Below are 25,561 nucleotides of genomic sequence, written 5' to 3'. Positions count from 1 at the left end.
GTATCTGCCAACAAATCATCGATGACGCTGAAAGGCGGACCCTCCATGGCCAGCGCGCCCACCCGCGACGACAAGTTCTCATTCGGTCTCTGGACGGTCGGGTACAACGGCACCGACCCGTTCGGGGGCCCCACCCGCGAGCCCCTCGATGTCGTGCACGCCGTCGAGAAGCTCGCCGAGCTGGGCGCCTACGGACTCACGTTCCACGACGACGACCTCTTCGCGTTCGGGTCGAGCGACGCCGAGCGCCAGACGCAGATCGACCGGCTCAAGGGCGCACTCGCCGACACCGGTCTCATCGTTCCGATGGTGACGACCAACCTCTTCTCGGCCCCCGTCTTCAAGGACGGCGGCTTCACCGCCAACGACCGCGACGTGCGTCGCTACGCGCTCCGCAAGGTGTTCCGCCAGCTCGACCTCGGCGCCGAGCTCGGCGCCAGGACGTTCGTCATGTGGGGCGGCCGCGAGGGCGCCGAGTACGATTCGGCGAAGGACATCCGCCAGGCGCTCGAGCGCTACCGCGAGGCCGTCGACCTGCTCGGCGACTACGTCGTCGACCAGGGCTACGACATCCGCTTCGCGATCGAACCCAAGCCGAACGAACCCCGCGGCGACATCCTGCTGCCGACACTCGGCCACGCGATCGCCTTCATCGATTCACTCGCGCGTCCCGAGCTCGTGGGCCTCAACCCCGAGGTGGGCCACGAGCAGATGGCCGGCCTCAACTTCGCCGCCGGCATCGCCCAGGCCCTGTACCACGGCAAGCTCTTCCACATCGACCTCAACGGCCAGCGCGGCATCAAGTACGACCAGGACCTCGTGTTCGGCCACGGCGACCTGCACAACGCGTTCGCGCTCGTCGACCTGCTCGAGAACGGCGGCCCCGGCGGCGTCCCCGCCTACGAGGGTCCGCGCCACTTCGACTACAAGCCGAGCCGCACCGAAGACGAGAAGGGCGTGTGGGAGTCGGCCGCGGCGAACATGCGCACGTATCTCCTGCTGAAGGAGCGCGCCGCGGCATTCCGCGCCGACCCCGAGGTGCAGGAGGCGCTCGCGGCCGCGCGGGTCGACGAGCTGTCGGTGCCGACCCTGAACCCGGGCGAGAGCTACGCCGACTTCCTCGCCGACCGGTCGGCGTACGAGGACTTCGACGCGAACGCCTACCTGGGCGGCAAGGGCGGCGGTTTCGTGCGTCTGCAGCAACTCGCCACCGAGCACCTGCTCGGCGCGCGCTAGAGCTCGCGAGGCGAACGGTCATGCCACTCGTCCTCGGGGTCGACTCGTCGACCCAGTCGTGCAAGGTCGTCGTCGTCGACGCCGACACGGGCAGCGTCGTGCGCTCGGGTCGTGCCGCCCACCCCGACGGCACCTCCGTCGACCCCGAGGCCTGGTGGCTCGCGATGCAGGCCGCGATCGTCGAGGCCGGCGGCCTCGACGATGTCGCGGCCTGGTCGATCGGCGGGCAGCAGCACGGCCTCGTCGCCCTCGATGCGTCCGGCGAGGTCGTGCGCGACGCCCTGCTCTGGAACGACGTGCGCTCGGCCGGGGCCGCCGAGGACCTGATCGCCGAGTTCGGCGCCGCCCGCCTCGCGACGCGGTCCGGCCTCGTGCCGGTCGCCTCGTTCACGATCACGAAGCTGCGCTGGCTGCGCGATCACGAGCCGGCGAACGCGTCTCGGGTCGCCGCGGTCGCGCTGCCGCACGACTGGCTGACGTGGCGGCTGCGCGGCTTCGGTCCGGCTCGGACCTCGCCACGCGGCCCGGTGCTCGACGAGCTCGTCACCGACCGTTCGGATGCCTCGGGCACCGGCTACTGGAACCCCGCGACCGGCGCGTACGACCGCGAGCTGCTCATCGCGGCGCTCGGCCACGACGTGGTGCTCCCACGGGTGCTCGGGCCGTTCGGGTCGACGACCGATGCGTCGGGCCGCCGGGTCGGTGCCGGTGCCGGTGACAACGCCGGCGCAGCCCTCGGCCTCGGCGCTGAGCCCGGTGATGCGATCGTCTCCATCGGCACGTCGGGCACGGTGTCCGCGATCAGCCGCGAGCCGATCTTCGATGCCTCGGGCACGGTGGCGGGCTTCGCCGACGCGACCGGCAACTTCCTGCCCCTCGTCGCGACCCTGAATGCGGCGCGCGTGCTCGACGTGACCGCGTCGCTGCTCGGCGTCTCGCACGAGGAGTTCGGGGTGCTCGCCCTCGAAGCGACGCCCGGCTCGGGCGGTCTCACCATGCTGCCGTACTTCGAGGGCGAGCGCACTCCGAACCTGCCCGACGCGACCGCGTCGCTCACCGGCATGACCCTCGCCTCGACGACTCGTCCGAACCTCGCGAGGGCCGCCGTCGAGGGCATGCTGGGCGGGCTCGGCGCCGGCCTCGATGCCCTGCGCGCCCTCGGCATCCCGCTCGAACGGGCCCTGCTCATCGGCGGCGGCGCGCAGTCGGAGGCCGTGCGGCGGATCGCTCCGGCCGTCCTCGGCCTTCCGGTCGAGGTGCCCGCTCCCGGCGAGTACGTCGCCCTCGGTGCCGCGCGCCAAGCCGTGCTCGCGCTCGAGGCTGCGGCCGTCGCGTAGTGGCACTCCCCCGACGTCAGCGCGACGCGAGCAGCCCCGCCAGCCAGCGACCGCTGTCCTTCACGATGCGCTGCTGCGTGTCGTAGTCGACGCGCACGATGCCGAACCGCTTCGAGTATCCGTAGCCCCATTCGAAGTTGTCGAGCAGCGACCAGACGAGGTACCCGCGCAGGTCGACCCCGCGATCCATGGCGCGCCGTGCCGCCGCGAAGTGCCGTTGCAGGTAGTCGACGCGCTCGGCGTCGTGCACGCGCGGCCCGTCTGGCCCGTCGGACACGACGTCGGCGAACGCCGCCCCGTTCTCGGTGATCATGAGCGGCAGCCCCGGGAACCGCTCGCCGAGCGACACCAGCAGGTCTTCGAGACCGTCGGGCGCGATGTTCCACCCCATGTCGGTGTACGGGCCGGCCTGGGGCAGGAACGCGACGTGCTCGCTGCCGGGCCACGGCGTGCCGCCGACGTCCTTGTGCCCGTCGTTGCGGCTGCGCTCACCCTCGCCGTCCCACATCGCGACGGTGACGGTCGAGTAGTAGTTGACGCCGAGCACGTCGAGCGGCTGGTGCACGAGCGCGAGGTCGCCGTCGTGCACGAACGACCAGTCGGTGACCCCGGCGGTGTCGGCGACGAGGTCGTCGTCGTACCGGCCGAGCAGCATCGGGCTCGTGAAGGCGCGGTTGGCGAGGGCGTCGATGCGACGGGTCGCCTCGGCGTCGCCGCCCCGGATCACGTGGAAGTTCAGGGTCACCGACACGTCGGGGTCGTTCGAGGCGCGACGCCGGATCTCGGGCACGGCGAGCCCGTGCGCGAGGTTCAGGTGGTGCACCGCGGCGAGCGCGGCGGCCCCGTCGGTGCGACCCGGCGCGTGGGCGCCCGACCCGTAGCCGAGGTAGGCCGAGCACCATGGCTCGTTGAGGGTGGTCCACGTGTGCACCCGGTCGCCGAGCGCCTCGACGGCGTGCCCCGCGTAGTCGGCGAAGCGCAGCGCGGTGTCGCGGTTCACCCAGCCTCCGGCGTCTTCGAGCTCCTGCGGCAGGTCCCAGTGGTAGAGCGTCGCGATGGGTCGGATGCCCCGGGCGAGCAGCCCGTCGACGAGGCGCGAGTAGAAGTCGACGCCGGCCGGGTTCGGCCGGTCGCCGGCGCCGGGCAGCAGGCGCGACCACGAGATCGAGAACCGGTACGCCTCGAGCCCGAGCGATGCCATGAGGTCGAGGTCGGCGTCGAGCCGGTGGTAGTGGTCGCATGCGACGTCGCCGGTGTCGCCGTTCCAGGTGCGGCCGGGGGTGCGGCTGAACGTGTCCCAGATCGACGGCGTGCGGCCGTCCTCGTCGGCGGCGCCCTCGATCTGGTACGACGCGGTCGCAGAACCGATCACGAACCCGCGCGGGAACTCGAGACGGCCGTGGTCACGGGGCGCTGCACTGGTCACGGCGCTCATCCTCGCACCTCTCGGAGCCGGCGACGATGCCGGCCGTCACGTTCCGTCAGCCGAGCGCGGCGATGCGCCACCCGGCGACGTGGGCGGCGCCGGGCTCGAGCACGACGAGGTCGACGCCCGAGTTGAAGGCGTCGGGCGGGCAGGTCATCGGCTCGACCGCGAGGCCGATGCGGTGCGTCGCGTCGGCACCGGGCGTGTCGGCGGTGTGCACCTGCACCCACGGGCAGTCGGCGCCCCACGCCATCTCGACGCCGGTGCCGCCCGGTGCCATGAGCACGACCCGGTACGGGGATGCCTCGGCGCCGGCGCCGATCGCCGCGTCGATCGCGCCACCCGGCGATGCCGCGAGCCCCGTGAATGCGTGGTCGATGAACGTCGGCCCGATGGCCCGCGGAGCACGGAAGTCGAAGCCCTGCACCTCGGCGGGCTCGACCGCGAGCGGGCTGAGGCGGTCGGGCGTCACCGTCAGCACCTCGGCGGCGGGCAGCTCGAGCGTCCAGTCGTCGACCCGTCCCGGTCCCGCGATGAGGTACGGGTGCGGGCCGGTGCCCCACGGCGCCGCGTCGGGCCCGAGGTTGCGGCCGGTGACGGTCTGGCCGAGGCCCGCCGCATCGACCCGGTACTCGACCTCCACCTCGACGCGGAACGGGTATCCCGCCTGCGGCTCGATGACCGCGGCGAGCACGACCCGATCGTGCTCGACGACGCGCGGCGCGAAGTCGAGCCAGGCGGCGAGTCCGTGCAGGGCCTGCCCGCGGGCGGGCTCGGTCAGCGGCAGCTGGAGCTCGTCGCCGGCGAACGCGTACCGCCCGTCGACGATGCGGTTCGGCCAGGGTGCGAGCGTCGCTCCCCGGTAGCCGGGGCGCACCTCGTCGGCGTCGAACGGCACGACGAGGTCGCGGCCGTCGAAGCGCAGCGTGCGCAGGCTCGCGCCGACGCTCGCGATCTCTGCGGCGTACCCGTGCGCGGCGATCCCGAACTGCCGCCCCGATCGGGGCACCGTCGTGGCCGCGAGCGCCGGCCGCGAGGCATCCGTCATCTCAGAGCCCCTGCGCCAGGCGGTAGTACGCCTGGTTCCAGCGCACCTGGTGGGCGAACCCCTCCCGCGTGGTCTGCTCGTCGATCACGAGCAGCTCGAGCTCGGCCATCTCGGCGAAGTCGCGGAAGGCCTCGATGCCGACCGCGTTCGACATGACGGTATGGTGCGCGGCGCCCGCGACGAGCCAGGCGCCGGCGCTCGTCGCGAAGTCGGGCGCGGGCTTCCACACGGCACGGCCGACCGGCAGCTTCGGCAGTGCCTCGCGCGGCGCGACGTTCTCGACGACGTTGGCCGTGAGCCGGAAGCGGTCGCGCAGGTCGGTGAGGGCGACGACGACGGCGGGACCGGGGTCGGCGGTGAAGACGAGTCGCACGGGGTCGTCCTTGCCGCCGATGCCGAGCGGGTGCACCTCGAGCGTGGGCCGCGCGGTCGTGAGCGACGGCGAGACCTCGAGCATGTGCGCGCCGAGGATGAGTTCATCACCCGGCGTGAGGTCGTAGGTGTAGTCCTCCATGAGGCTCGCACCGCCCGGGAGACCTGCGCCCATGACGTTCGCGATGCGCACGAGCACTGCGGTCTTCCAGTCGCCCTCGGCGCCGAAGCCGTAGCCCTCGGCCATGAGGCGCTGCACCGCGAGGCCGGGAAGCTGCTTCAGCTCGCCGAGGTCCTCGAAGCTCGTCGTGAAGGCGCCGAAGCCGCCCTCCTCGAGGAACGAGCGCAGGCCCAGCTCGATGGCCGCTCCGTCGCGCAGCGACGCGTGGCGGTCACCGCCGCGGCGCAGTTCGGGCGCGACGTCGTAGAGCTCCTCGTACTCGGCGACGAGCGCGTCGACGTCGGCCTCGGTCGCCGCGGCGACCGCCGCGGCGAGCTCGTTGACGCCCCACGTGTTGACCTGCACGCCGAGCCGCAGCTCGGCCTCGGTCTTGTCGCCCTCGGTGACGGCGACGTAGCGCATGTTGTCGCCGAACCGGGCGAGCTTCAGGTCGCGGCTCGCCGCGAGGCCGGCGGCGGCGCGCTGCCACGTGCCGAGCTCGCGCTGCACGGCCGGGTCGGAGGCGTGCCCGACGATCGTCTTGCGCGGCACGCCGAGCCTCGTCTGGATGTACCCGAACTCGCGGTCGCCGTGCGCCGCCTGGTTGAGGTTCATGAAGTCGAAGTCGATGTCGGCCCACGGCAGTTCGACGTTCGCCTGCGTGTGCAGGTGGGCGAGCGGCTTGCGCAGGGCGTCGAGACCGGCGATCCACATCTTGGCGGGGCTGAACGTGTGCATCCAGGCCACGAGCCCGATCACGCGGTCGTCGGCGTTCGCCTCGAGCGCGGTGCGCTTGATCGCGGCCGAGTCGGTGAGCACGGGCTTCCAGACGACCCGCACCGGCACGTCGGACGCCTCGTCGAGCTGCGCGGCGATCGCGCGGGACTGCTCGGCGACCTGCGCGAGCGTCTCGGGCCCGTAGAGGTGCTGGCTGCCGGTGAGGAACCACACCTCGTAGCCGTCGAGCGAGGTGGAGAGCTTGGTGCGGGTCATGTCGTTCCTTCTGGCCTGGTCGGCCGGGGTCTGGTCCGCGGCGGGGCCGTGACGGCCCCGCCGCGGAAGAGGTGGCGCGCCGCGGCCACCAAGCCGACTACTTCTGTTTCGTCGACTCGTCCTCGGGGGTCGGGGTGGTCGTGGGGGCGAGCGCCGCGACGGCCGCGGCTTCCGCGACGAGGCCCGCACGGTACCGCTCGAGGTAGGCGGCGAAGCCCGCGACGTCGGATGCCTCCGGCTCGACGACCTCGACGGCCGACCCCGCGAACACCCGGTGGTCGAGGTACGCGCCGAGCGAGGCATCCCGCTCGTCGTCAGTGCCGTGGCCGCGCTCGCGCAGGTACGCGGCGAGCACCGCGATGCCCCACGCACCGCCCTCGGCGGCCGTCTCGCCGACCGCGACCGGGGCATCGAGCGCCCCGGCGAGCAAGCGCTGCGCCACCCCGGCCGTGCGGAAGATGCCGCCGTGGCCGAACATGCGGTCGAGCTCGACGCCCTCGGCGGAGAGCACGCGCATGCCGAGCGCGAGCGTGCCGTACACGCCGTAGAGCTGCGCGCGCATGAGGTTCGCGAGCGTGAGCCGGCTGTCGGGCGTGCGCACGACCATCGGCCGGCCCTCGTCGAGCCCCGCGATCGGCTCGCCCGCGAGCGTGTTGTAGGCGAGCAGTCCGCCGGCGTCGGGCTCGCCCGCGAGCGCCTCGCCGAAGAGCACCTCGAAGACCGCGTCGCGCGCGAGCGGCGCGCCGTCGCGGGTCGCGCCGGCCGCTTCGGCGAAGCGCTCGAAGACGCCCGCCCACGCCGCCAGCTCGGAGGCGCCGTTGTTGCAGTGCACCATCGCGACGGGATCGCCCGCGGGGGTCGTCACCAGGTCGATCTCGTGGTGCGCGCTCGCGAGCGGCCGCTCGAGCACGACCATCGCGAAGATGCTCGTGCCGGCGCTCACGTTGCCCGTGCGCGGTGCGACCGAGTTCGTCGCGACCATGCCCGTGCCCGCGTCGCCCTCGGGCGGGCAGAGCGGCGCGCCCGGTCGCAGCTCGCCCGTCGGGTCGAGCAGCATCGCCCCCTCGGCGGTGAGCTCGCCGGCGTGCTCGCCCGCGCCGAGCACCTCGGGCAGCAGCTCGGCGACCCGCGTACCCGGCCGACGGCCCTCGGCGAGTGCGTCGTAGCGCACGAGGAGGTCGGGGTCGTAACCGCCTGTGGCGGAATCGATCGGGAACATCCCCGAGGCGTCGCCGATTCCCAGCACCTTCCGGCCGGTGAGCCGCCAGTGCACGTAACCGGCGAGGGTGGTCAGGAAGTCGAGCCGCTCGACGTGCGGCTCGGCGTCGATGATCGCCTGGTGCAGGTGCGCGATCGACCAGCGCAGCGGGATGTTGAGGCCGAACGCCGTGCTCAGCTCGGCGGCGGCCGGACCGGTCGAGGTGTTGCGCCAGGTACGGAACGGCACGAGCAGCCCGCCCTGCTCGTCGAACGCGAGGTAGCCGTGCATCATCGCCGAGACGCCGATCGCGCCGAAGGTCGTCGGCCGCACGCCGTGACGTCGCTCGGCGTCGGCGACGAGTTCCGCGTAGGCGGCGGCGAGACCCGACCAGACCGACTCGAGCGAGTAGCTCCAGCGACGATCCTCGGTGAACTCGTTCTCCCACTCGTGCGAGCCCGTCGCGAGCACCGTGGTGGGGTCGTCGGCGTCGACGAGGCAGGCCTTGATGCGGGTCGAGCCGAGTTCGATGCCGAGCGCGGTGCGCGCCTCGAGGATGGTCGACGGCGAGGCATCCGTGCTCATCGGCGCGCCTCGCCGGGCTGACCGTAGACGTGCTGGTAGCGCGCGAAGAGGCGGTCGATCGACTCCTGCGGGAGCGGGACGAGCGGCCCCGCCTCCCGGGCGTGGTGCACCGTGCGCGCGACGTCCTCGAGCATGACGGCGGCCTTGACCGCGTCCTTCGCGTCGGAGCCGATCGTGAACGGCCCGTGGTTCTGCATGAGCACCGCACGCGAGCGGTGGCCGGTGAGGGTTTCGACGATGCCGCGGCCGATCGAGTCGTCACCGATGATCGCGAACGGACCGACCGGCACCGGGCCGCCGAACTCGTCGGCCATCGCGGTGATCACGCACGGGATCTCCTCGCCGCGTGCCGCCCAGGCGACGGCGAAGGTCGAGTGGGTGTGCACCACTCCCCCGACCTCGGGCATGTTGCGGTAGACGTAGGCGTGCGCGGCCGTGTCGCTCGAGGGGCTGCGGTCGCTGCCCGGCGTGCCGGGCACGACCTCGCCGTCGAGGTTGCACAGGATCATGTTCTCGGGCGAGAGCTCTTCGTACGAGACCCCCGAGGGCTTGATGACGAAGAGGTCGGCTCCCGGCACCCGGCCGGACACGTTGCCGCCCGTCCAGACGACGAGGCCGTAGCGCACGAGTTCGCCGTGCAGGCGCGCGACCTCGTCGCGGACACGACTGATCGCGGTCTCGACCGCTGGTTCGTAGTGCCTCGATGCACTCATGCGGGTCGACTCCTCTGTTCTGGCCGGACCACCGGGGTCCCGGCCGGTCTCAACGAGCGGCCATGTTTCGAGACCACCGCACCGAGCCAGCGGCCGTGACCGGTCACTGTGACCGGTCACGGAACAGTGAACCATGAACCGGTGAGCGCGTCAACCCGCTCCGGTTCGTCGCTCAGCGGGGCGGTGCTGCGACCGAGCGGCGAACCATGAGCTCGGGAACGAGCGGCTCGCGGGGCACCTCATCCGCCCCCTCGGCCGCACCGATGAGGGCGTGCACGGCCCGGCGGGCGAGCTCCTCGAAGTCCTGCCGCACGGTCGTGAGGGGAGGCGAGTAGTATGCGGCGTCGGGCACGTCGTCGAAGCCGACCACGCTCATCGCGGCGGGCACGTCGATGCCGGCCTCACGCAGCCCGCTGAGGAGCCCGAGCGCCATCTGGTCGTTCGCGACGAAGACCGCGGTGACTCCGGAGGCGAGCACCGCGCCAGCGGCATCCGCCCCCGAGCGCGCGGTCCAGTCTCCGGCGAACCGGGGTCCGGTCTCGAGCCCGCGTGCGGCGAGCTCCGCCACGAAGCCCGCGGCACGGGACTCGGCCTCGAGCCAGTTCGATGGGCCCGCGAGGTGCGCGATGCGGCGGTGCCCGGCATCGGCGAGGCATGCGACCGCGAGTCGAGCACCGGCCACCTGGTCGACCGAGAAGCTGTTCGGCTCGTGCCCGGCCGAGTGCAGGGTGACGATCGGGATGCCCGCGTCGAGCGATTCGATCATCTCGAGCGCGCCCCTCGTCGGCGCGACCACGACGAGCCCTTCGACCGACTGCGCCTGCAGGTGCTGCACCGCGGCGGCGACCTGGCCGGGGTCGTCCGATTCGGCGAAGACGGCGCTGACCCAGTAGCCCGCGGCCCGAGCCGCCTGCTCGACCGCCGCGATGCTGCGCGATGGGCCGTACTGCAGTGCGTCCGAGGCGAGTACGCCGATGGTACGCGACCGGTTCGTGCCGAGCGCGCGGGCGGCGTTGTTCATGCGGTACCCGAGCTCGCGCATGGCGTCGAGCACCCGCTGCTTCGTCTCGTCGGCGACATCGGGATGATCGTTCAGCACACGCGACACGGTCTGCCGCGACACACCGGCGCGGGAGGCCACCTCGCGTACGCCGACCGGGCGGGCACGCGCGCGGTCGGCGCCGGATACCTCGGGGCTCGCCTCGCTCACCGCATCACACCTCCACCGCCCGAGTGTACGGCGGGCGGGGCCGGGCATGCGGCGGGCAGACCCGAGTGCGCGGCGGCGAGACCGCGCGTGCCGCCGCGGAGGCAGCCGCGCACACGGGCGACCGGCCGCTCACGCGAATGCGGCGAGGGCGAGGACGGCGCCGGTGACGGTGAGGGGCGCCACGACGAGTCCGAGCGCAGCGAATCTCAGCCACGAGATCTGGACGCCCATCGCGACCAGCCGGTGGTGCCACAGGAGCGTCGCCAGCGATGCCCATGGCGTGATCAGTGCGCCGGCGTTCACTCCGATGAGGAGGGCCGCGGTGCGCAACGGGCTGTCGGCGAACGGCTCGAGCGCGAGGTAGGCCGGAAGGTTGTCGAACGCATTCGCGCTCAATCCTGCGACCCCGGCGAGGCGCAGGAGCTCGATCGGGCCTTCCCCGCCGCCGGCGAGCGAGGCGAGGACCTCGGTGAGACGGAGCTCATGGGCGGCCTCCATGGCGAGGAAGAGCCCGGCGACGAACACCACGAGCCGCCAGGGCACCAGCGCGGGGCGGACCACGGCCGGTCGGCGCACGAGGAAGACGACCACCAGGACCGCTGCGGCGGCGGTCGCCGGAATCCACACCTCGACGCCCGACACGAGCAAGGGGACGAGCAGGACGAGCACGATCGACGCGATCGTCAGGAGCACGCGGTCTCGGGGCGGTGCGGGCTCGTCGGGCACGAACCGCGTGTTGAGCTGCCTCCGACGCGTGGCGAGGAGGAACCCGGCGGGCACGAGGATCCCGACGAGGGTCGGGGCCAACATGAGCGCCGCGAATCCGATCGGGTGCAGTTCGAGGCGCTGGGCGGCGAGCAGGTTGGTGAGGTTCGACACCGGGAGCAGGAGCGAGGTCGTGTTCGCGAGCCAGACGGTCGTCAGCGCGAACGGGATGGGCGAGATGCGGGCGTGCGCCGCGACCGCGACGACGACGGGCGTCAGCAGGACGGCCGTCGTGTCGAGCGAGAGGAAGATCGTCGACGCGGTGGCGGCCGCGACCACGAGCAGCCACAGCACGATCGCCCGGCCGCGGGCGAATCGGGCGAGCCGCTGCGCCATCGCACGGAAGACCCCGGCCTCGGCCGCGAGCTCCGCGACGATCGTCATCGCGACGACGAAACCCAGGATGGGCGCCGATCGAACGGCGAGTGCGCCGACTGCGTCGAGTGGGAGGACACCGCCGACCATCGCCGCGATTCCGAGGACGACGAGAACGACCCCCACGACTGCAATCCGCACGAGGAGAGGGTAGCCGACTCCCGGAGCGGCGCCCGCCACCGCCTTGGGCGGCCGAAGGTCCGCCTCGGCGACGGTCGCGTCGGCGACGGGCACGCGCGAACGGGCCGGACCGCCGGGGCCCGGCCCGTTCGCGTGCGATCAGCCGCGAGGTTTCGAGGGCGGCGTGGCCGGAGTCGCCCGCGCGACGCGCGGGCTCGCCACGACCGGCTCGGATGCCTCGGAGGTGCCGTGCTCATTGGTCGCCGTCACCACGACGGTGTAGTCGACGCCGTTGCGCAGGCCGCTGAGGGTCGCGGCCGGCTCCGTGGTCTCGACGACGACGGGCACCGCCTGCTTCGACTTGCCACCGGTGACCACGGGTGTCGCCGTCACGCGGTACGAGGTGATCTCCGAGTGGCCGTCGCTCGCGGGCGCCTGCCAGGTCACCTTCGCACTGGCATCGCCGGAGACGACGGCGACGGCCTGCGGCGCGGTGGGCGCCGTCGGCTGCAGGGCCGCGAACGCCCAGTTGTCGACCTCGACGAGGTCGGTGTCGGCGTCGAGGCCGTCGGGAGCGGCGAACACGAAGAACACGTCGTGGGTGCCGCTCGCGCCGTCGACGTCGGCCGTCACCGTGGTCCACTCGCCGACCTCGCCCTCGACGGGGATCTCGGCGACGACCTGGCCGTCGGCGTCGTCGAGGCGCACCTGGATGCTCCCGCCCTCGACCAGCGGCTTGACCTCGGCCGACACCGAGGTGGCTCCTGAGCCGAAGTCGACGCCCGAGAGGCCGGCGAAGTCGCCGTCGTCGATCCGCGACAGCACCATGTTGCCGTTGCCGTTGTGCTCCGGGAACTCGGCCGAGGGGACGTCGGTCTTGGCCGTGCCGATGCCGAGCTGCCAGGCGAGGGTCTCGGCCTCGAACGTGCGGTACGGGTCGAAGGCCTCGACCTGCTCCACCCCTGCGCGGGTGCCCGTGATCGGCTTGATCGTGCCGTCGGCGTTGAACTCGAGCTTGTCGATGTGCACCGAGCGGTAGCCCTGGGTCGCACCCGGGGTGCCGAGCGCAGCGGCCCACGCCGCCCCGCGCGTCTGCGCGTGGTAGGTGAAGTACGTCTCGCCCTTGTAGGTGAACATGTCCGAGTGGTTGTTGCCGCCGTTGCCCGCCCCGAAGAACGTGCCCTGGTTCTGGAACGCGACGCCGGCGTACTTCGCGGCGGGCAGGTCCATCGGGTCGTCCGTCATCATGTAGGCGATGGCGCCCCGAGAGGGGTACTTCCCCGGCACCTCGTTCACCTGGAAGTTCGACGAGTACGAGTAGTAGTACTTGTCGCCGTGCTTGAACATGCTCGAGGCCTCGAACATGCCGGGTCCGTCGATCTCGACCGGGTCGCCGTCGAGGGTGACCATGTCGTCCTTCAGCTTCGCCACGCGGGTCGACTTCGGGTTCTGCGGCCCCTGGATGTTCGGCGCGGTGCCGATCTGCGAGTTCCCGCCGAAGTACAGGTAGCCCTGCCCGTCGTCGTCGATGAAGACCTCGGGGTCGAAGAGCCACATGCCGGCCGGGAACCCGCCGCTCGCGATGTAGTCCTGCGAGACGGTGTCGGGGATGATCTTCTTGCCGAGCGGGTCGGTCCACGGCCCGAGCGGCGAGCCGCCGACGACCACCGCGGTGCCGGTTCCGCTGTCGCAGAAGTAGAGATAGACCTTGCCGTCCTTCTCGATGGCCGCCGGAGCCCAGGAGTTGCGGGCCCACGGGGCGGCGCCGCCCTCACGGGCGACCGGGACGGCGCCGTGGTCGACCCAGTTGACCATGTCGCTCGTCGACATGACGTTCAGCCGGGTGATGCCGCCGTAGCCGTTCGACTGCGTCGGCAGGCCGTTCGCGTCCTTGCTGTTGAGCTCGTACTGCTGGGTGTCGTCGGTCGAGTAGATGTAGAGCCGCCCGTTGTACACGAGGTGGTGCGGGTCTGCGCCGAACTTGTGGCCGACCAGCGGGTTGTGGTCGCCGACCGGCTTCGTCTGCACCTTCTCGAGGCTCGTGTACTCCGGAGCCGGCGGGGCATCGGCGATCTTGATCAGCGAGACGTCGTCGACCTTGAAGTCCTGCAGCGCGTTCGCTCCCCACGGCGTCTCGACGAAGAGCCAGTTCGCCGCGGCATGCTTCGCCTCCGCCGTGAACTCGCGCGAGAAGGTGCCCCACTCGCCGCGGGTGAAGCTCTGGCCGTAGTCGGCGCAGCCGTTGAAGTTCGAGGGGCAGAAGGTGAAGTTGAACTGCTGGGTGTCGTTGCCCTGCTCGTACTTCAGCTTGCCGCTCATGCGGTAGGTCGCCCCGACCTCGAGCTTGCCCGTGACGTCGGCGAACGGACCCGACTGCGTGTTGGCGCGGCCGGTGACCTGCAGGGAGTTGGCACCGCTCGAGGCATCCGTGCTGAGCGCGAGCGTGCCGCCGCGCACGCTGCTCCACCCCGTGAAGCCGTCGACGAAGCGACCGTCGGGAAGAAGATTGCCCGCGACGGCGGGCGGCTCTTCGATCGCCGGTCCTGACCCGCCCTCGGTCGTGAGCGACACGTCGTCGATGACGAACGTCTGGATGTCGGTGTTCCACGGGGTCTCGACGAAGAGGATGTCGTAGTCGGCCGAGAGGGGCGTGAACGCCTTCTCGATGGTGGTCCACTGGCCCGCCGTCACCGCCGCGGAGGCCACGACGTCGCAGCGGCTCCGCGATGCCGTGCAGAGCACGACGTTGAAGTTCTGGGATGCCCGCCCGGCGTCGAACTTGACGGCGAGGCTCAGATCGTAGGACCTGTCGGTCTCGAGCAGGCCGGTGACCGTCGCCGCAGGGCCGGACTGGAAGCTCGTCCGTCCGCTGATGGCGAGCGCCTTCGCACCCGACTTGGCGTCGTCGCTCTCCGAGAGCGTCCCGCCGAGCGGGGCCGACCATCCGACGATGCCGGTCTCGAACGTACCGTTCTCGATGATGTCCGTCGTTGCGCCGTATGCGCCGCCTCCCACGCTGAGCACGGAGGCGACCAGGGCGCCGATGCCGAGCGTCGCGGCGAACGCCCGGGCAGGGCGGCCGCGTCCGCGGCCCGCGAGTCGTTCATGTCGTTTCACGTCTTGTCTCCTTTGATTCGATCGCGATGAGCTCCGCCCGCCTCGCGCTGCGGACGCCGGAACACCGGCGCGACGCAACGTCTGGACACGATGGCAGAGCTCGATGGAGCTGCCGGCGGCAGTCGGTTCACGTGAACCGACTGCGGCCGGCCCCAATCGGGCTTGTGGGTGTGCGGGGAGGTGCCGTCGACGAGATCGCCGGGAACCGAGCGTGTCGGCTACGTCCGCCGGCGCATGAGCACGAGGCGCTGCAGGAGCACGAACACGAGCAGGATGCCGCCGGTGATGATCGTCGTCATCTCGGGCGGGATGCCGCCGTCGCGGGTGATGAGCACGTTCATCAGCCCGAGCACGAGGGCTCCGACGACCGAGCCCAGCACGTAGCCGTAGCCGCCCGTGAGCAGTGTGCCGCCGATGACGGTCGCGGCGATCGCGTCGAGCTCCCACCCGATGCCGGTGATGTTCTGCGCGATGCCGAGGCGCGAGGTGTACACGACCGCCGAGACGCCCGCGAGCGTCCCGCTGATGACGTACACGAGCACCTTCGTGCGCGGCACCGCGAGGCCCATGAGCGACGACGAGCTCTCCGAGCCGCCGATCGCGTAGACGGTGCGGCCCGTGCGGGTGCGGTGGAGCACGAAGAACGCGACGATGACGACCAGCACGGCGATGATGACGCCCGGCGTGATGACGACGTCGTTCACCTTCTCGCCGTCGATGACCTTGAACTGCTCGCCGAGCCAGAGGATCGGCGAGTCGTCGGCGAGCCGCTCGGGCCTCGTGCTGAGCAGCGATGCGAGGCCGCGCCCCAGGAACATCATGGCGAGCGTCGCGATGAACGGCTGCACGTTGAAGTACTGGATGAGGATGCCGCTCGCGAGGCCGAACGCGGTGCCGATGAGGATCATCAGCACGATCACGACCCACGGGTTCCATCCCGCGTTCGAGAGCATGACGCCTGCGACGCTCGACAGCGCGATCACCGAGCCGACCGACAGGTCGATGCCGCCGGTGAGGATCACGAACGTCATCGCCACCGCGAGGATGATGAGGTGCGCGTTGTTGATGAGCAGGTTCGACAGGGTGTTGTACTGCACGATGCGCCCGTAGGCCACCTCGCCGTAGATCACCATGCCGATGAAGATCACGATGGCCGCGGCCGTCGGCAGCACCGACGGGTTCGACGCGACGACGCGCTTCACGCGTTCCCACAGTCGCGAGTGCGGGGATGCCTCGACCTGGGGCTCGAGGCGGGGGGACTGCAGTGCGGTCATGCCGACACCTCTTCTCTCGCGGCGACGGCGTTCGGAACGGGTCGCTCCTTCGGAGGCTTCCGACGCTGTACGAACCAGCCGCGCACCCGGTCGGACTGCAGCAGGCAGAGCACGACGATGACGATCGCCTTGAACGCCGGCGTCGCCGACGACGAGACGCCGAGGAAGACGACGGTCTTGTCGAGCGTCGCGATGAGCAGCGCGCCGACCACTGCGCCGCCGATCGAGAACTTGCCGCCCGACAGGGACGTGCCGCCGATGACGACCGCGAGGATCGCGTCGAGCTCCATCTGGTAGCCGGTTCGCGAGACGTCCACCGTCATCACGGTGCCGACCGACATGATGCCGGCGATACCGGCGAGCACGGCGCTCAGCACGTAGACGGTCAGCAGCAGTCCGCTCGGTCGGATGCCGGCCATGCGGCTCGCCTTGGGGTTGATGCCGATCGCCTCGATCATGAGGCCGAGGGCGCTGCGGCGGACCACGAGCCCGACGAGCCCGACGATCGCGAGTGCGAGGAGGAACACCACGGGGAGGCCGACGACGAAGCCGTTCGCGAGCCAGCGGAACGGATCGTTCGTCGCCGACGTGTTCTGCCCCTCCGTGATCACCTTCGCGATGCCCCGCCCTGCGAGCATCATGATGAGGGTCGAGATGAACGGCTGCAGGCCGATGTAGGCGACGAGCACGCCGTTCACGACGCCGAGCACGGCGCTCACGGCGAGCGCGAGCCCGATGGCGCCGAGGGCGACGCCGAGGGAACCCGACTGTCCGGCGTCCTTCATGAACACCATCGCGACCGCGCCGGAGACCGCCATCACCGATCCGACCGAGAGGTCGATGCCACCGGTGGCGATCACGAGCGACATGCCCACCGCGATCATGAGGATCGGCGCCGAGGCGCGGAGGATGTCGACGAGGTTGCCGACCAGGTTGCCGTTGTCGGGGTTGACCGAGATCGCCAGGTACGTCGGGTCCTTCATGACGTTGAGCAGCAGGAGGGCGATGATCGCCACCACGCCCCAGAAGAACGGCTTGCGCACGAGGTCGTGCAGCCAGGTGGATCGAGCGGCGGTGCTCATGAGTGTTCCTCCGTCAGCTCGGGCAGTTGCCCGTCGTCGGTCGAGGCGGTCGGGTGCGCGTCGTCCTCGGCATCGATGATGCCACTGCGAGCGGCGGCGTCGACCCCGTGCGCGGCGATGACGTCGACGACCTGTTGCGCCGTCACGTCGGGGCCGTTCACGATCTCGCCGATCTTCTGGTGATCCTTCAGGACCACGATGCGTTCGCTGAGTCGCACGACCTCTTCGAGCTCCGAGGAGATGAACACGACCGAGACGCCGTCTTCGGCGAGCCGGGCGACGGCCTCCTGGATCTCGGCCTTCGCGCCGACGTCGATGCCCCGCGTGGGCTCGTCGAGGATGAGCAGGTCGGGCTTCGTGGCGAGCCACCGGCCGAGCAGCACCTTCTGCTGGTTGCCGCCCGAGAGGTTCTTGATGAGGCGGTTCGGGTCGGCGGGCCGCACGTTGAGCGCGCTGACGTATCGGTCGACGATCTCGTCCTGCTCCTTGCGCGACATCGGGCGCGCCCAGCCGCGCTCGGCCTGCACCGCGAGGATCATGTTCTCGCGGATCGTGAGATCGCCGATGATGCCCTCATCGCGCCGGTTCTCGGTCGAGAAGGCGATGCGCCTGCCGAGGCCGTCGCCGGGATTCTTGATGTCGACGTGCTCGCCCCGCAGCGTGATGGAGCCCTCGTCGAGGCGGTCCGCGCCGTAGAGCAGTCGGGCGAGCTCGGTGCGGCCCGACCCGAGGAGGCCTGCGAACCCGACGACCTCGCCGGGGTGGATGTCGAGGTCGGTCGGTTCGATCGAACCGCGACGGCCGATCCCCTTCGCTGCGAGCAGCGGCTCCTCCGCCGCGTAGTCGCGCTCCTCGACGCGGCGGTTGCCGCCGAGAGAGGAGAGCACGTTCAGGTCCTTGCCGATCATCGTCGAGATGAGTGCGTGCCGGTCGAGCTCTCGCGCGAGGTACTCGCCCTCGTAGCGGCCGTTGCGCAGGATCGTGATGCGATCGCTGATCGCGTAGACCTGATCGAGGAAGTGCGAGACGAAGAGGATGGCGACGCCCTCGTCGCGCAGGGTCCGCATGACGCGGAACAGGCCCTCGACCTCTGCCGCATCGAGGCTCGAGGTCGGCTCGTCGAGGATGAGGACCTTCGCCTTGATCGCCATCGCGCGGCTGATCGCGACGAGCTGCTGCATGGCGATGGACAGCGTGGAGAGGGGCTTGTGGGTGTCGAGGTGCCCGAGTCCGAGCCGGGCGAGCGCCTCGGTCGCGGCCGCGTGGGTGGCCTTCCAGTTGACGCCGAACGTGCCGCGCACCTCGTGCCCGAGCATGACGTTCTCGCCGATCGTGAGGTTGGTGACCAGGTTCACCTCCTGGTACACGGTCGAGATGCCCGCATGCTGCGCATCCGCCGTTCCGTTGAACTGGCGTTCCTGGCCGGCGACGACGATCGAACCGCCGTCGATCCGGTAGACGCCCGTGAGCGCCTTGATGAGCGTCGACTTGCCGGCGCCGTTCTCGCCCATCAGCGCATGGACTTCGCCCTGGAAGAGGCGGAAGTCGACCCCGTCCAGCGCTTTGACGCCCGGGAACTCGATCGAGATGTCGCGCATCTCGACGATGGGCAGTGCTTCAGTCATTACGTTCGCATCCTGTACCCGGCCGCAGCGGCCGACGTCTCGGTGGGCAGCGGTGCGGGGCCGCCATCGGGCTGACCCCGCACCGCATGTGCAGCGCGCCGAGGGAGACGGCGCCGTCGGCTGGTCAGTACTTGCGGTCGGCGAGCACGGCCTGGGCCGCCTCGGGCGAGTCGAACGCCTCGCTCGGCACGATGATGTACGACTCGACCGAGTCGCCCGCGAGGGTCTTCTCCACGACGTCGAGCGCGGTCTCGCCGAACAGCGGGTTGTACTCGTGCACGTAGCTCAGCTGGCCGTTCGCGAGCGCTTCCATGGCCGCGGCGGTGCCGTCGATCGTGGCGATCTTGACGTCGACGCCGGGCTTCAGGCCGGCCTCTTCGACGGCCTGCGCAGCGCCGAGGCCCATCTCGTCGTTCTGCGCGAAGATCAGCTGGATGTCGTTGCCGTTCGCCTTGAGCAGCGTCTCGGTGACGCTCTTGCCCTCCTCGGCCGACCAGTTGGCGGTCTGCGCGGCGACCTCGACGAGCTTCGAGCCGTCGACCGAGGCGTCCCAGCCCTCGTTGCGCTCGTTCACGACGCCGACGCCGGCCGGGCCCTCGAGCGTGATGTAGTTGCCGCCGTCCGGGAACGTCTCGACCGCCCAGGCGCCGACCTCCTTCGCGACCTCGACGTTGTCCGGTGCGATGCGGGTCACGTACAGGCTCGTGTCGTCGGGCTCGATGCCGCGGTCGAGCAGGATCACGGGGATCTCGGCTTCCTGTGCGCGGGAGAGCGAGTCCTCCCAGCCGGACGCCTCGGTGGCCGAGAGCAGGATGACGTCGACGCCCTCGTCGACGAACGACGTGAACGCGTCGATCTGCGACTTCTGGTCGAGGTTGGTGGCCGGAGCGTACTTCAGGTCGAAGCCGGCGTCCTTCGTGAACGTCTCCTGGATGTTCTTCTCGTTGGCTTCGCGCCACGCCCCTTCGGGGCCGACGGCGACGAAGCCGACGGTGGTGAGGTCGTCGTCGCCGGCCTCCGCGCTGCCGCCGCCGCTCGAGCAGGCCGCGAGGCCGATGCTGATCGCGCCGACGGCCGCCAGGCCGAGGAACTTCGTGAATCGCCTCTGAACTGACATGAGATCTCCTCCTTGAGACCCGGCACCGATGCGCCGGCTAGCTCCCCGCTCGCGCGGGATTTCGAGTGATTGCAGCGACGCTCGATGCGTGGCCACGCGGCGATGTTACCGGGAACAGAAACGTCCGCGCAATACAAAATGTTCCCGGGAACATAACGTTCTGGACACACGTCGGAAATCGAGCGGCAGGCTGGGGTTACGCGTCGTCGTCGGTGTCGGCCGCGATCATCTCGATGATCGTGTCGACGCTGAGCCCCGGGCCGTTGCTCACCTCGCCGATCTTGCGGCGGTCCTTGAGGATCACGATGCGATCGCTCAACCGCACCACCTCGTCGAGCTCGGACGAGATGAAGACGACGGCGACCCCCTCGCGCGCCAGCTCGGCGACGACGGCCTGGAGCTCGACCTTGGCCGCGATGTCGACACCGCGGGTCGGTTCGTCGAGCACGAGCACGTGCGGCCGCGTGGCGAGCCATCTCGCGAGCAGCACCTTCTGCTGGTTGCCGCCCGAGAGCTGCCGCGCGGGCGCATCCGGCCCCGGGGCGACGATGGCGAGCGACTCCATGAACCGATCGACGAGCGCATCCCGCTCCGCGCGCGAGATCGGCCTCGCCCAGCCGCGGATGCCCTGCAGCGCGAGGATGATGTTCTCGCGCACGCTGAGCTCTTCGATGATGCCGCCGTCCCGGCGGTCCTCGCTCGCGAACGCGACACGGCGGCGAAGGGCCGCTGCCGGGTTCGGCAGGGCGGCCTCCCGCCCGTCCACGCGGATCGTGCCCGAGTCCCGCCGGACGACCCCCGCGAGCAGCTGCCCGAGCTCGCTGCGACCGGAGCCGCGCAGGCCGCCCAGTCCGACGATCTCACCCCGGTGCAGCTCGAGGTCGGTCGGCGCGAACTCGCCGCGCCGCCCGACGCCGGCTGCCTGGTAGAGGGGCTCCCCGGTCGGGTCGGCGCGGTGCGCGCGCCGCTCCGATCCGATGCGCCGCAACTCCGTGAGGTCCTTGCCGATCATCTTCGAGATCAGCACGGCGCGATCGAGCTCGCGTGTCGGGTACTCGCCCTGACCGCGCCCGTCGCGCAGCACGGTGATGCGATCGCTGATCGCATAGACCTGTTCGAGGAAGTGCGAGACGAACAGGATGGCCACGCCCTGGTCGCGCAGCCTGCGCAGCGCGCGGAAGAGCGTCGCGACCTCGTCGGCGTCGAGGCTCGACGTGGGTTCGTCGAGCACGAGCACCTTGGGGTGGGTCACCATCGCTCGCGCGATGGCGACGAGCTGCTGCATCGCCGGCGCGAGCGTCGCGACGGCGCTGCGCGGGTCGAGGCCCCCCAAGCCGAGTTCTTCGAGCACCGACACGGCACGCCGCCGGGTCGCGCCCCAGGCGATGCCGTACCAGCGGCGCTCCTCGTGCCCGATCATGACGTTCTCGGCGACGGAGAGGTTGACGCAGAGGTCGACGTCCTGGAACGCCGCGGCGATCCCGGCGGATTCCGCCGCACCGGGTCCGGCGAGCGAAACGCTCTCCCCCGCGATCCTCACTTCACCGGCGCCGATGCGGTACGCGCCGGTCAGCGCCTTGACGAGCGACGACTTACCGGCGCCGTTGCCGCCCATGAGCGCATGCACCTCGCCCGGGTAGAGCCGCAGATCGACCTCATGCAGCACCGGCATCCCCTCGATCTCTACCGTGACGCCGATCATCTCGACGACGGGCCGCTCGTCGGCGACCCGCGACGGCGAGGCATCCGTCGCGGTCATGTCGACCTCGGCGGCGCGGTCGACGACCGAACGACCAGTTCGCTCGCGATCTTCGAGCGCTGCGGTATCTCTCGCCCCTCGAGCGCAGCCCGGAGCACCTCCATCGCCTTGGTGCCGAGTGCGTGGAAGTCCTGCCTGACGGTCGTCAGCGGTGGGATGAAGTGGCGGGAGAACGGCAGGTCGTCGAAGCCGACGACGCTGACGTCGTCGGGCACGCGGATGCCGCGGTCGTGGAAGCCGTGCACGACCCCGAGCGCCATCTCGTCGTTCGCGACGAACATCGCGGTGTAGTCGGGCACCCCCTTCAGCCCGGCCGCGTACTCGTAGCCGAAGTCGGCCGTCCAGTCGCCGACGACGATCGGGCGCGCCTTGAGTCCCCATTCCTCGATGCGGGTGTGGAACGCACGCTCGCGGCCACGGGCGTCGAGCCAGTCGAGCGGGCCGGCGAGATGCAGGATGTCGCGGTGGCCGAGCGACACGAGGTGATCGACGGCGAGCATCGTTCCAAGCTGCTGGTCGACGCTGACCGTGAGGAAGGTCGGATCCTTCGCGGCCTTGACGACGAGCACCGGCACGTCGATCGAGATGCTGCGCAGCGCCGTCACCGACGAGGAGCGCGGGGCCACGACGCACAGCGCGTCGACGCCCTCCGCGATGAGGTGGCCGACGGCCGCCTCGGGGGTGAGGTTCGCATCGTCCTGCATCGCGACGGAGGTCACGGAGTAGCCGCTCGACCGGGCCGCGAGCTCGAGTCCGCGCAACGTGCTCGTCGGCCCGAACTCGACCGCGCTGTCGACGATGACGCCGATGCGCTGGGTGCGCTGGGTCGCGAGGGCCCGGGCTGCGCTGTTCGGCTTGAAATCGAGCTCGCGCACGACATCGAGCACGCGCTGGCGGGTCGACGGCCGAATCCCGGGATGCCCGTTGAGCACTCGCGAGACCGTCATGTGCGATACCCCGGCGAGCGCGGCGACCTCGCGGATGCCGAGCTTCTCGGGGCGCTCACCTACCTCGATGCCGCTCACCACCGATCTCCTGCCTCGGGAGCGCAGATGCGCCGGACCTCGGCCGCGCATCCGCGAGCCGACGGGACCAGACTATTCGCTCCGTCCATCCCGCACACCGTGCGGGATGGACGGTTGCCGGAGGTGTCGCAGGACTCGGCAGGGCGGTTCAGAGCCCGAGCCGCTCCAGGTAGGAGTTCACGAAGCGGCGCTCGGGATCGAAGCGCTCCCGCAGTACCGCGAAGTCGCGCCAGCGCGGGTACCGGCTGGCCACCTCCTCGCCGGGCAGCGCGAAGAGCTTGCCCCAGTGGGGACGCGCGGTCGCCGGCAGGGCCGCCTCGATCCGCGGCAGCAGCGCCTCGACGGCCGCCTGCTCGCGCCGCCACGTGAAGTGGATGCCGACGGCGTCGACCCCGTACGACGAGCTCAGCCACAGGCGGTCGGCCGCGACGGTGCGGATCTCGCACACGTGGAGGAGCGGCGCGACGCGGTCGGCGAGCGAGCGCACGGCCGCGATCGCGGCGACCGCGTCACGGCGCGGCACGAGGTACTCCGACTGCAGCTCCTCTCCCGCGGAGGGCGTGAATGCGAGCCGGAAGTGCGGCAGCCGCTCGTGCCACGGGCCGGGCGCCCCGAGCTGCTCGGTCGTCGCTCGCGCGTCACCGCCCGGCACGGGATGGCGTGGCGATGCGGCGGCCGTCGCCCCGAGCGTGCCGGCGATGAACGCGGATGCCTCGCCGTCGGCACCCGGCCCCGAGGCATCCGCTCGCTGCTTGAGCCAGAGCAGGTCGGCCCGGTCGGTGCGCTGCCATGTCGTGAAGACGCTGACGCTCGTCGCGAGCGAGGTGACCCGGTCGAACCCGTCGAGCACGGCGTCCCACCGCGGCCCGTCGAAGACGTGCTGCGCGACCGCGTACGCCGGCTCGACGTCGAGTTCGAGGGCGACGACCACGCCGAGGGCGCCGAGGTTCACGACCACGCCCTCGAAGTCGGCGTCGCCGCGCCGAAGGCTCCGGACCTCGCCGTCGCCGCCGACGATCGCGATCGCGCGCACGGCGCTCGCGAGGGAACCGAGCCGGTCGCCCGAGCCGTGGGTGCCGGTCGCGATCGCACCCGCGACCGAGATGTGCGGCAGCGAGGCGAGGTTCGCGAGGGCGAGCCCGCGCGCGTGCAGCGCCTCGGCGAGTGCACCGTAGCGCAGTCCGCCCGAGATGCGAACCGCCCCGGGCGCGCTGCCGGCATCGACCTCGACCGGCAGCCCGTCGGTCTCGATGTGGGTGCCGGCCGTGTCGGCGAGGTCGTTGAAGCTGTGCCGCGAGCCGAGCGCGCGGAACCGGTCGCCGCCCACCCAGCCCGGGTCGGCGAGGAGATTCTGGAGCTCGGCGACCGAGCGGGGTCGCACGACCCGGCTCGCTCGATATCCGAGGTTGCCGGCCCAGTTCCGCCGGCCCTCACTGGTGCGCATGGTCACCACCGTACGGGTCGGCGCGCCCGCCGCTGCGCACGGTTCACCCGAGCGACAGCGCCGTCCACGACACCGGCGGCAGCGTCACGGTGAGGGCGCCGCCCTCGATGCGCACCGAGTCGTTCTCGTCCGGCGCGACCCGCTCGGGCTCGGCGAGGGTGTTCTTCGCGTACGCGTCCTCGTCGGCGAGCGTGTGCGACTCGAGGACCGAGACGTCGCCGAGCGAGGCGACGTCGACGGTCACGTCGAGCGCCTCGGTCGTCGAGCGGTTCACGAGGAAGACCGCCGAACGCCCCGTCGACGCGTCGTGCGTCGCGACCGCGTCGACGAGCGGCACGACGCCGTACTCCTTCGTCTCGTACGTCGGCGCGTCGAGCTTCAGCTCGAGCGCCGCGCCCTGCGCGAGGCGCGAGGTGATCGAGAAGGGGAAGAACGTCGTCTGGCGCCAGGCAGGTCCGCCGGGCTCGGTCATGATCGGCGCGATGACGTTGACGAGCTGGGCGAGACTCGCCGAGGTGACCCGGTCGGCGTGCTTCAGCAGCGAGATCATGAGGTTTCCGAACACGACCGCGTCGGCGACCGAGTACACGTCCTCGAGCAGGCGCGGCGCGACCGGCCAGTTGTCGAGGCCCTCGATCTTGTCGACGTTCTGGAACCGCGAGAGGTACCAGACGTTCCACTCGTCGAACGAGATGTTCACGGTCTTGTCGCTGCCGCGCACGGCCTTCACGTGGTCGGCGGTCGCGACGACGGTCTCGATGAAGCCGTCCATGTCGACGGCCGACGCGAGGAAGGAGCCGAGGTCGCCGTCCTTCTCCTCGTAGTAGGCGTGGCACGAGATGTAGTCGACGTCGTCGTAGGCGTGCGTCAGCACGACCCGCTCCCACTCGCCGAAGGTCGGCATGTGCGCACTCGACGACCCGCAGACGACGAGCTCGATCGACGGGTCGAGCTGGCGCATCGCCTTCGCGGTCCGCGACGCGATCTTGCCGTAGTCGTCGGCGCTGCGGTGGCCGAGCTGCCACGGGCCGTCCATCTCGTTGCCGAGGCACCACATCCTCACGCCGAACGCGTCGGTACGGCCGTTGTCGATGCGGCGCTGCGACAGGGCGGTACCGCCCGCGAGGTTCGCGTACTCGAGCAGGTCGAGCGCCTCGAGGGTGCCGCGGGTGCCGAGGTTGACGGCGAGCATGAGCTCCGAGCCGACCTTGTCGAGCCACGACGAGAACTCGTGCAGCCCGACCTCGTTGGTCTCGGTCGAGTGCCACGCGAGGTCGAGCCGGCGCGGACGCTCCTCGCGCGGTCCGACCGAGTCCTCCCAGCGGAAGCCCGACACGAAGTTGCCGCCGGGGTACCGGATGGTCGAGACGCCGAGCTCCCTGACGAGTTCGACGACGTCGGTGCGGAAGCCCTCCGCGTCGGCTGCGGGGTGACCGGGCTCGTAGATGCCGTCGTACACGTGGCGGCCGAGGTGCTCCACGAAGCCGCCGAAGACGCGGCGGTCGATGCGGCCGACCTCGAAGTGCGGGTCGATGGTGAGGTGTGCGCTGGGCATGCGGGTGCTTTCTGTTTCGTGTTCG

General features: G+C 71.0%; 18 protein-coding genes. 2 read left to right on the top strand and 16 right to left on the bottom strand.

The window, feature by feature from the left end:
• Positions 1 to 45 precede the first annotated feature (45 nt).
• Complete coding sequence (gene xylA / locus PX701_RS08690; protein WP_231428984.1) at positions 46 to 1,236, top strand: xylose isomerase; 1,191 nt, start codon at positions 46 to 48, stop codon at positions 1,234 to 1,236.
• 20 nt (positions 1,237 to 1,256) lie between these two features.
• Entirely contained in the window at positions 1,257 to 2,573 is a 1,317-nt protein-coding gene (locus PX701_RS08685) for a xylulokinase (RefSeq protein ID WP_275506055.1), read from the top strand.
• A 16-nt stretch (positions 2,574 to 2,589) separates the two neighbouring features.
• Here PX701_RS08685 and PX701_RS08680 read toward each other — a convergent pair whose 3' ends face one another.
• From PX701_RS08680 to arfA, 16 genes are all read right to left on the bottom strand, one after another.
• Positions 2,590 to 4,008, bottom strand: coding sequence for a GH1 family beta-glucosidase (locus tag PX701_RS08680; protein ID WP_275506054.1), 1,419 nt, complete (start codon positions 4,006 to 4,008; stop codon positions 2,590 to 2,592).
• A gap of 46 nt (positions 4,009 to 4,054) precedes the next feature.
• Positions 4,055 to 5,047, bottom strand: a complete 993-nt coding sequence (locus PX701_RS08675) for an aldose 1-epimerase family protein (RefSeq protein WP_275506053.1) — start codon at positions 5,045 to 5,047, stop codon at positions 4,055 to 4,057.
• A 1-nt stretch (position 5,048) separates the two neighbouring features.
• Positions 5,049 to 6,572, bottom strand: coding sequence for an L-arabinose isomerase (araA, locus tag PX701_RS08670; RefSeq protein WP_275506052.1), 1,524 nt, complete (start codon positions 6,570 to 6,572; stop codon positions 5,049 to 5,051).
• A gap of 97 nt (positions 6,573 to 6,669) precedes the next feature.
• A complete protein-coding gene (locus PX701_RS08665; RefSeq protein WP_231428989.1) occupies positions 6,670 to 8,355 on the bottom strand; it encodes a xylulokinase in 1,686 nt (561 codons plus the stop codon).
• Positions 8,352 to 9,068 carry an L-ribulose-5-phosphate 4-epimerase gene (locus PX701_RS08660; RefSeq protein WP_275506051.1) on the bottom strand — a complete coding sequence of 239 codons (717 nt, stop codon included), beginning with the start codon at positions 9,066 to 9,068 and terminating at the stop codon, positions 8,352 to 8,354. Before PX701_RS08660 ends, PX701_RS08665 begins: the two co-directional genes overlap by 4 nt.
• A gap of 172 nt (positions 9,069 to 9,240) precedes the next feature.
• Entirely contained in the window at positions 9,241 to 10,278 is a 1,038-nt protein-coding gene (locus PX701_RS08655; protein ID WP_275506050.1) for a LacI family DNA-binding transcriptional regulator, read from the bottom strand.
• Between the two features lie 129 nt (positions 10,279 to 10,407).
• Positions 10,408 to 11,559 (bottom strand): SLC13 family permease, encoded by a 1,152-nt coding sequence (locus tag PX701_RS08650; protein ID WP_275506049.1) that lies wholly within the window; start codon positions 11,557 to 11,559, stop codon positions 10,408 to 10,410.
• Between the two features lie 138 nt (positions 11,560 to 11,697).
• Complete coding sequence (locus PX701_RS08645) at positions 11,698 to 14,655, bottom strand: carbohydrate binding domain-containing protein (protein ID WP_275506048.1); 2,958 nt, start codon at positions 14,653 to 14,655, stop codon at positions 11,698 to 11,700.
• 218 nt (positions 14,656 to 14,873) lie between these two features.
• On the bottom strand, positions 14,874 to 15,929 hold the full coding sequence (locus tag PX701_RS08640; protein ID WP_275506047.1) for an ABC transporter permease: 1,056 nt from the start codon (positions 15,927 to 15,929) through the stop codon (positions 14,874 to 14,876).
• On the bottom strand, positions 15,926 to 17,011 hold the full coding sequence (locus PX701_RS08635) for an ABC transporter permease (RefSeq protein ID WP_231428994.1): 1,086 nt from the start codon (positions 17,009 to 17,011) through the stop codon (positions 15,926 to 15,928). The genes PX701_RS08640 and PX701_RS08635 overlap by 4 nt, the downstream gene beginning before the upstream one ends.
• Positions 17,008 to 18,636, bottom strand: coding sequence for a sugar ABC transporter ATP-binding protein (locus PX701_RS08630; RefSeq protein WP_231428995.1), 1,629 nt, complete (start codon positions 18,634 to 18,636; stop codon positions 17,008 to 17,010). The genes PX701_RS08635 and PX701_RS08630 overlap by 4 nt, the downstream gene beginning before the upstream one ends.
• 124 nt (positions 18,637 to 18,760) lie before the next feature.
• Positions 18,761 to 19,753, bottom strand: coding sequence for an ABC transporter substrate-binding protein (locus tag PX701_RS08625; RefSeq protein WP_231428996.1), 993 nt, complete (start codon positions 19,751 to 19,753; stop codon positions 18,761 to 18,763).
• 196 nt (positions 19,754 to 19,949) lie between these two features.
• Positions 19,950 to 21,512, bottom strand: a complete 1,563-nt coding sequence (locus tag PX701_RS08620) for a sugar ABC transporter ATP-binding protein (protein ID WP_275506046.1) — start codon at positions 21,510 to 21,512, stop codon at positions 19,950 to 19,952.
• Positions 21,509 to 22,537 (bottom strand): LacI family DNA-binding transcriptional regulator, encoded by a 1,029-nt coding sequence (locus PX701_RS08615; RefSeq protein ID WP_231428998.1) that lies wholly within the window; start codon positions 22,535 to 22,537, stop codon positions 21,509 to 21,511. Before PX701_RS08615 ends, PX701_RS08620 begins: the two co-directional genes overlap by 4 nt.
• A 148-nt stretch (positions 22,538 to 22,685) precedes the next feature.
• On the bottom strand, positions 22,686 to 23,981 hold the full coding sequence (locus PX701_RS08610) for a D-arabinono-1,4-lactone oxidase (RefSeq protein WP_275506045.1): 1,296 nt from the start codon (positions 23,979 to 23,981) through the stop codon (positions 22,686 to 22,688).
• A 43-nt stretch (positions 23,982 to 24,024) separates the two neighbouring features.
• Complete coding sequence (gene arfA, locus PX701_RS08605) at positions 24,025 to 25,536, bottom strand: arabinosylfuranosidase ArfA (RefSeq protein ID WP_275506044.1); 1,512 nt, start codon at positions 25,534 to 25,536, stop codon at positions 24,025 to 24,027.
• Positions 25,537 to 25,561: the final 25 nt, after the last annotated feature.

This window comes from Agromyces chromiiresistens (assembly GCF_029167465.1).
Classification (GTDB): domain Bacteria; phylum Actinomycetota; class Actinomycetes; order Actinomycetales; family Microbacteriaceae; genus Agromyces; species Agromyces chromiiresistens.
The sequence above is the reverse complement of the archived record's forward strand: the minus strand, read 5'-3'. Positions and strand labels throughout refer to the sequence as shown.

Coding starts and splice junctions, on each gene's coding strand:
- xylA (WP_231428984.1), top strand. CDS start 46: ATGGCCAGCGCGCCCACCCGCGACGACAAGTTCTCATTCGGTCTCTGG.
- PX701_RS08685 (WP_275506055.1), top strand. CDS start 1,257: ATGCCACTCGTCCTCGGGGTCGACTCGTCGACCCAGTCGTGCAAGGTC.
- PX701_RS08680 (WP_275506054.1), bottom strand. CDS start 4,008: ATGAGCGCCGTGACCAGTGCAGCGCCCCGTGACCACGGCCGTCTCGAG.
- PX701_RS08675 (WP_275506053.1), bottom strand. CDS start 5,047: ATGACGGATGCCTCGCGGCCGGCGCTCGCGGCCACGACGGTGCCCCGA.
- araA (WP_275506052.1), bottom strand. CDS start 6,572: ATGACCCGCACCAAGCTCTCCACCTCGCTCGACGGCTACGAGGTGTGG.
- PX701_RS08665 (WP_231428989.1), bottom strand. CDS start 8,355: ATGAGCACGGATGCCTCGCCGTCGACCATCCTCGAGGCGCGCACCGCG.
- PX701_RS08660 (WP_275506051.1), bottom strand. CDS start 9,068: ATGAGTGCATCGAGGCACTACGAACCAGCGGTCGAGACCGCGATCAGT.
- PX701_RS08640 (WP_275506047.1), bottom strand. CDS start 15,929: ATGACCGCACTGCAGTCCCCCCGCCTCGAGCCCCAGGTCGAGGCATCC.
- PX701_RS08635 (WP_231428994.1), bottom strand. CDS start 17,011: ATGAGCACCGCCGCTCGATCCACCTGGCTGCACGACCTCGTGCGCAAG.
- PX701_RS08630 (WP_231428995.1), bottom strand. CDS start 18,636: ATGACTGAAGCACTGCCCATCGTCGAGATGCGCGACATCTCGATCGAG.
- PX701_RS08625 (WP_231428996.1), bottom strand. CDS start 19,753: ATGTCAGTTCAGAGGCGATTCACGAAGTTCCTCGGCCTGGCGGCCGTC.
- PX701_RS08620 (WP_275506046.1), bottom strand. CDS start 21,512: ATGACCGCGACGGATGCCTCGCCGTCGCGGGTCGCCGACGAGCGGCCC.
- PX701_RS08610 (WP_275506045.1), bottom strand. CDS start 23,981: ATGCGCACCAGTGAGGGCCGGCGGAACTGGGCCGGCAACCTCGGATAT.
- arfA (WP_275506044.1), bottom strand. CDS start 25,536: ATGCCCAGCGCACACCTCACCATCGACCCGCACTTCGAGGTCGGCCGC.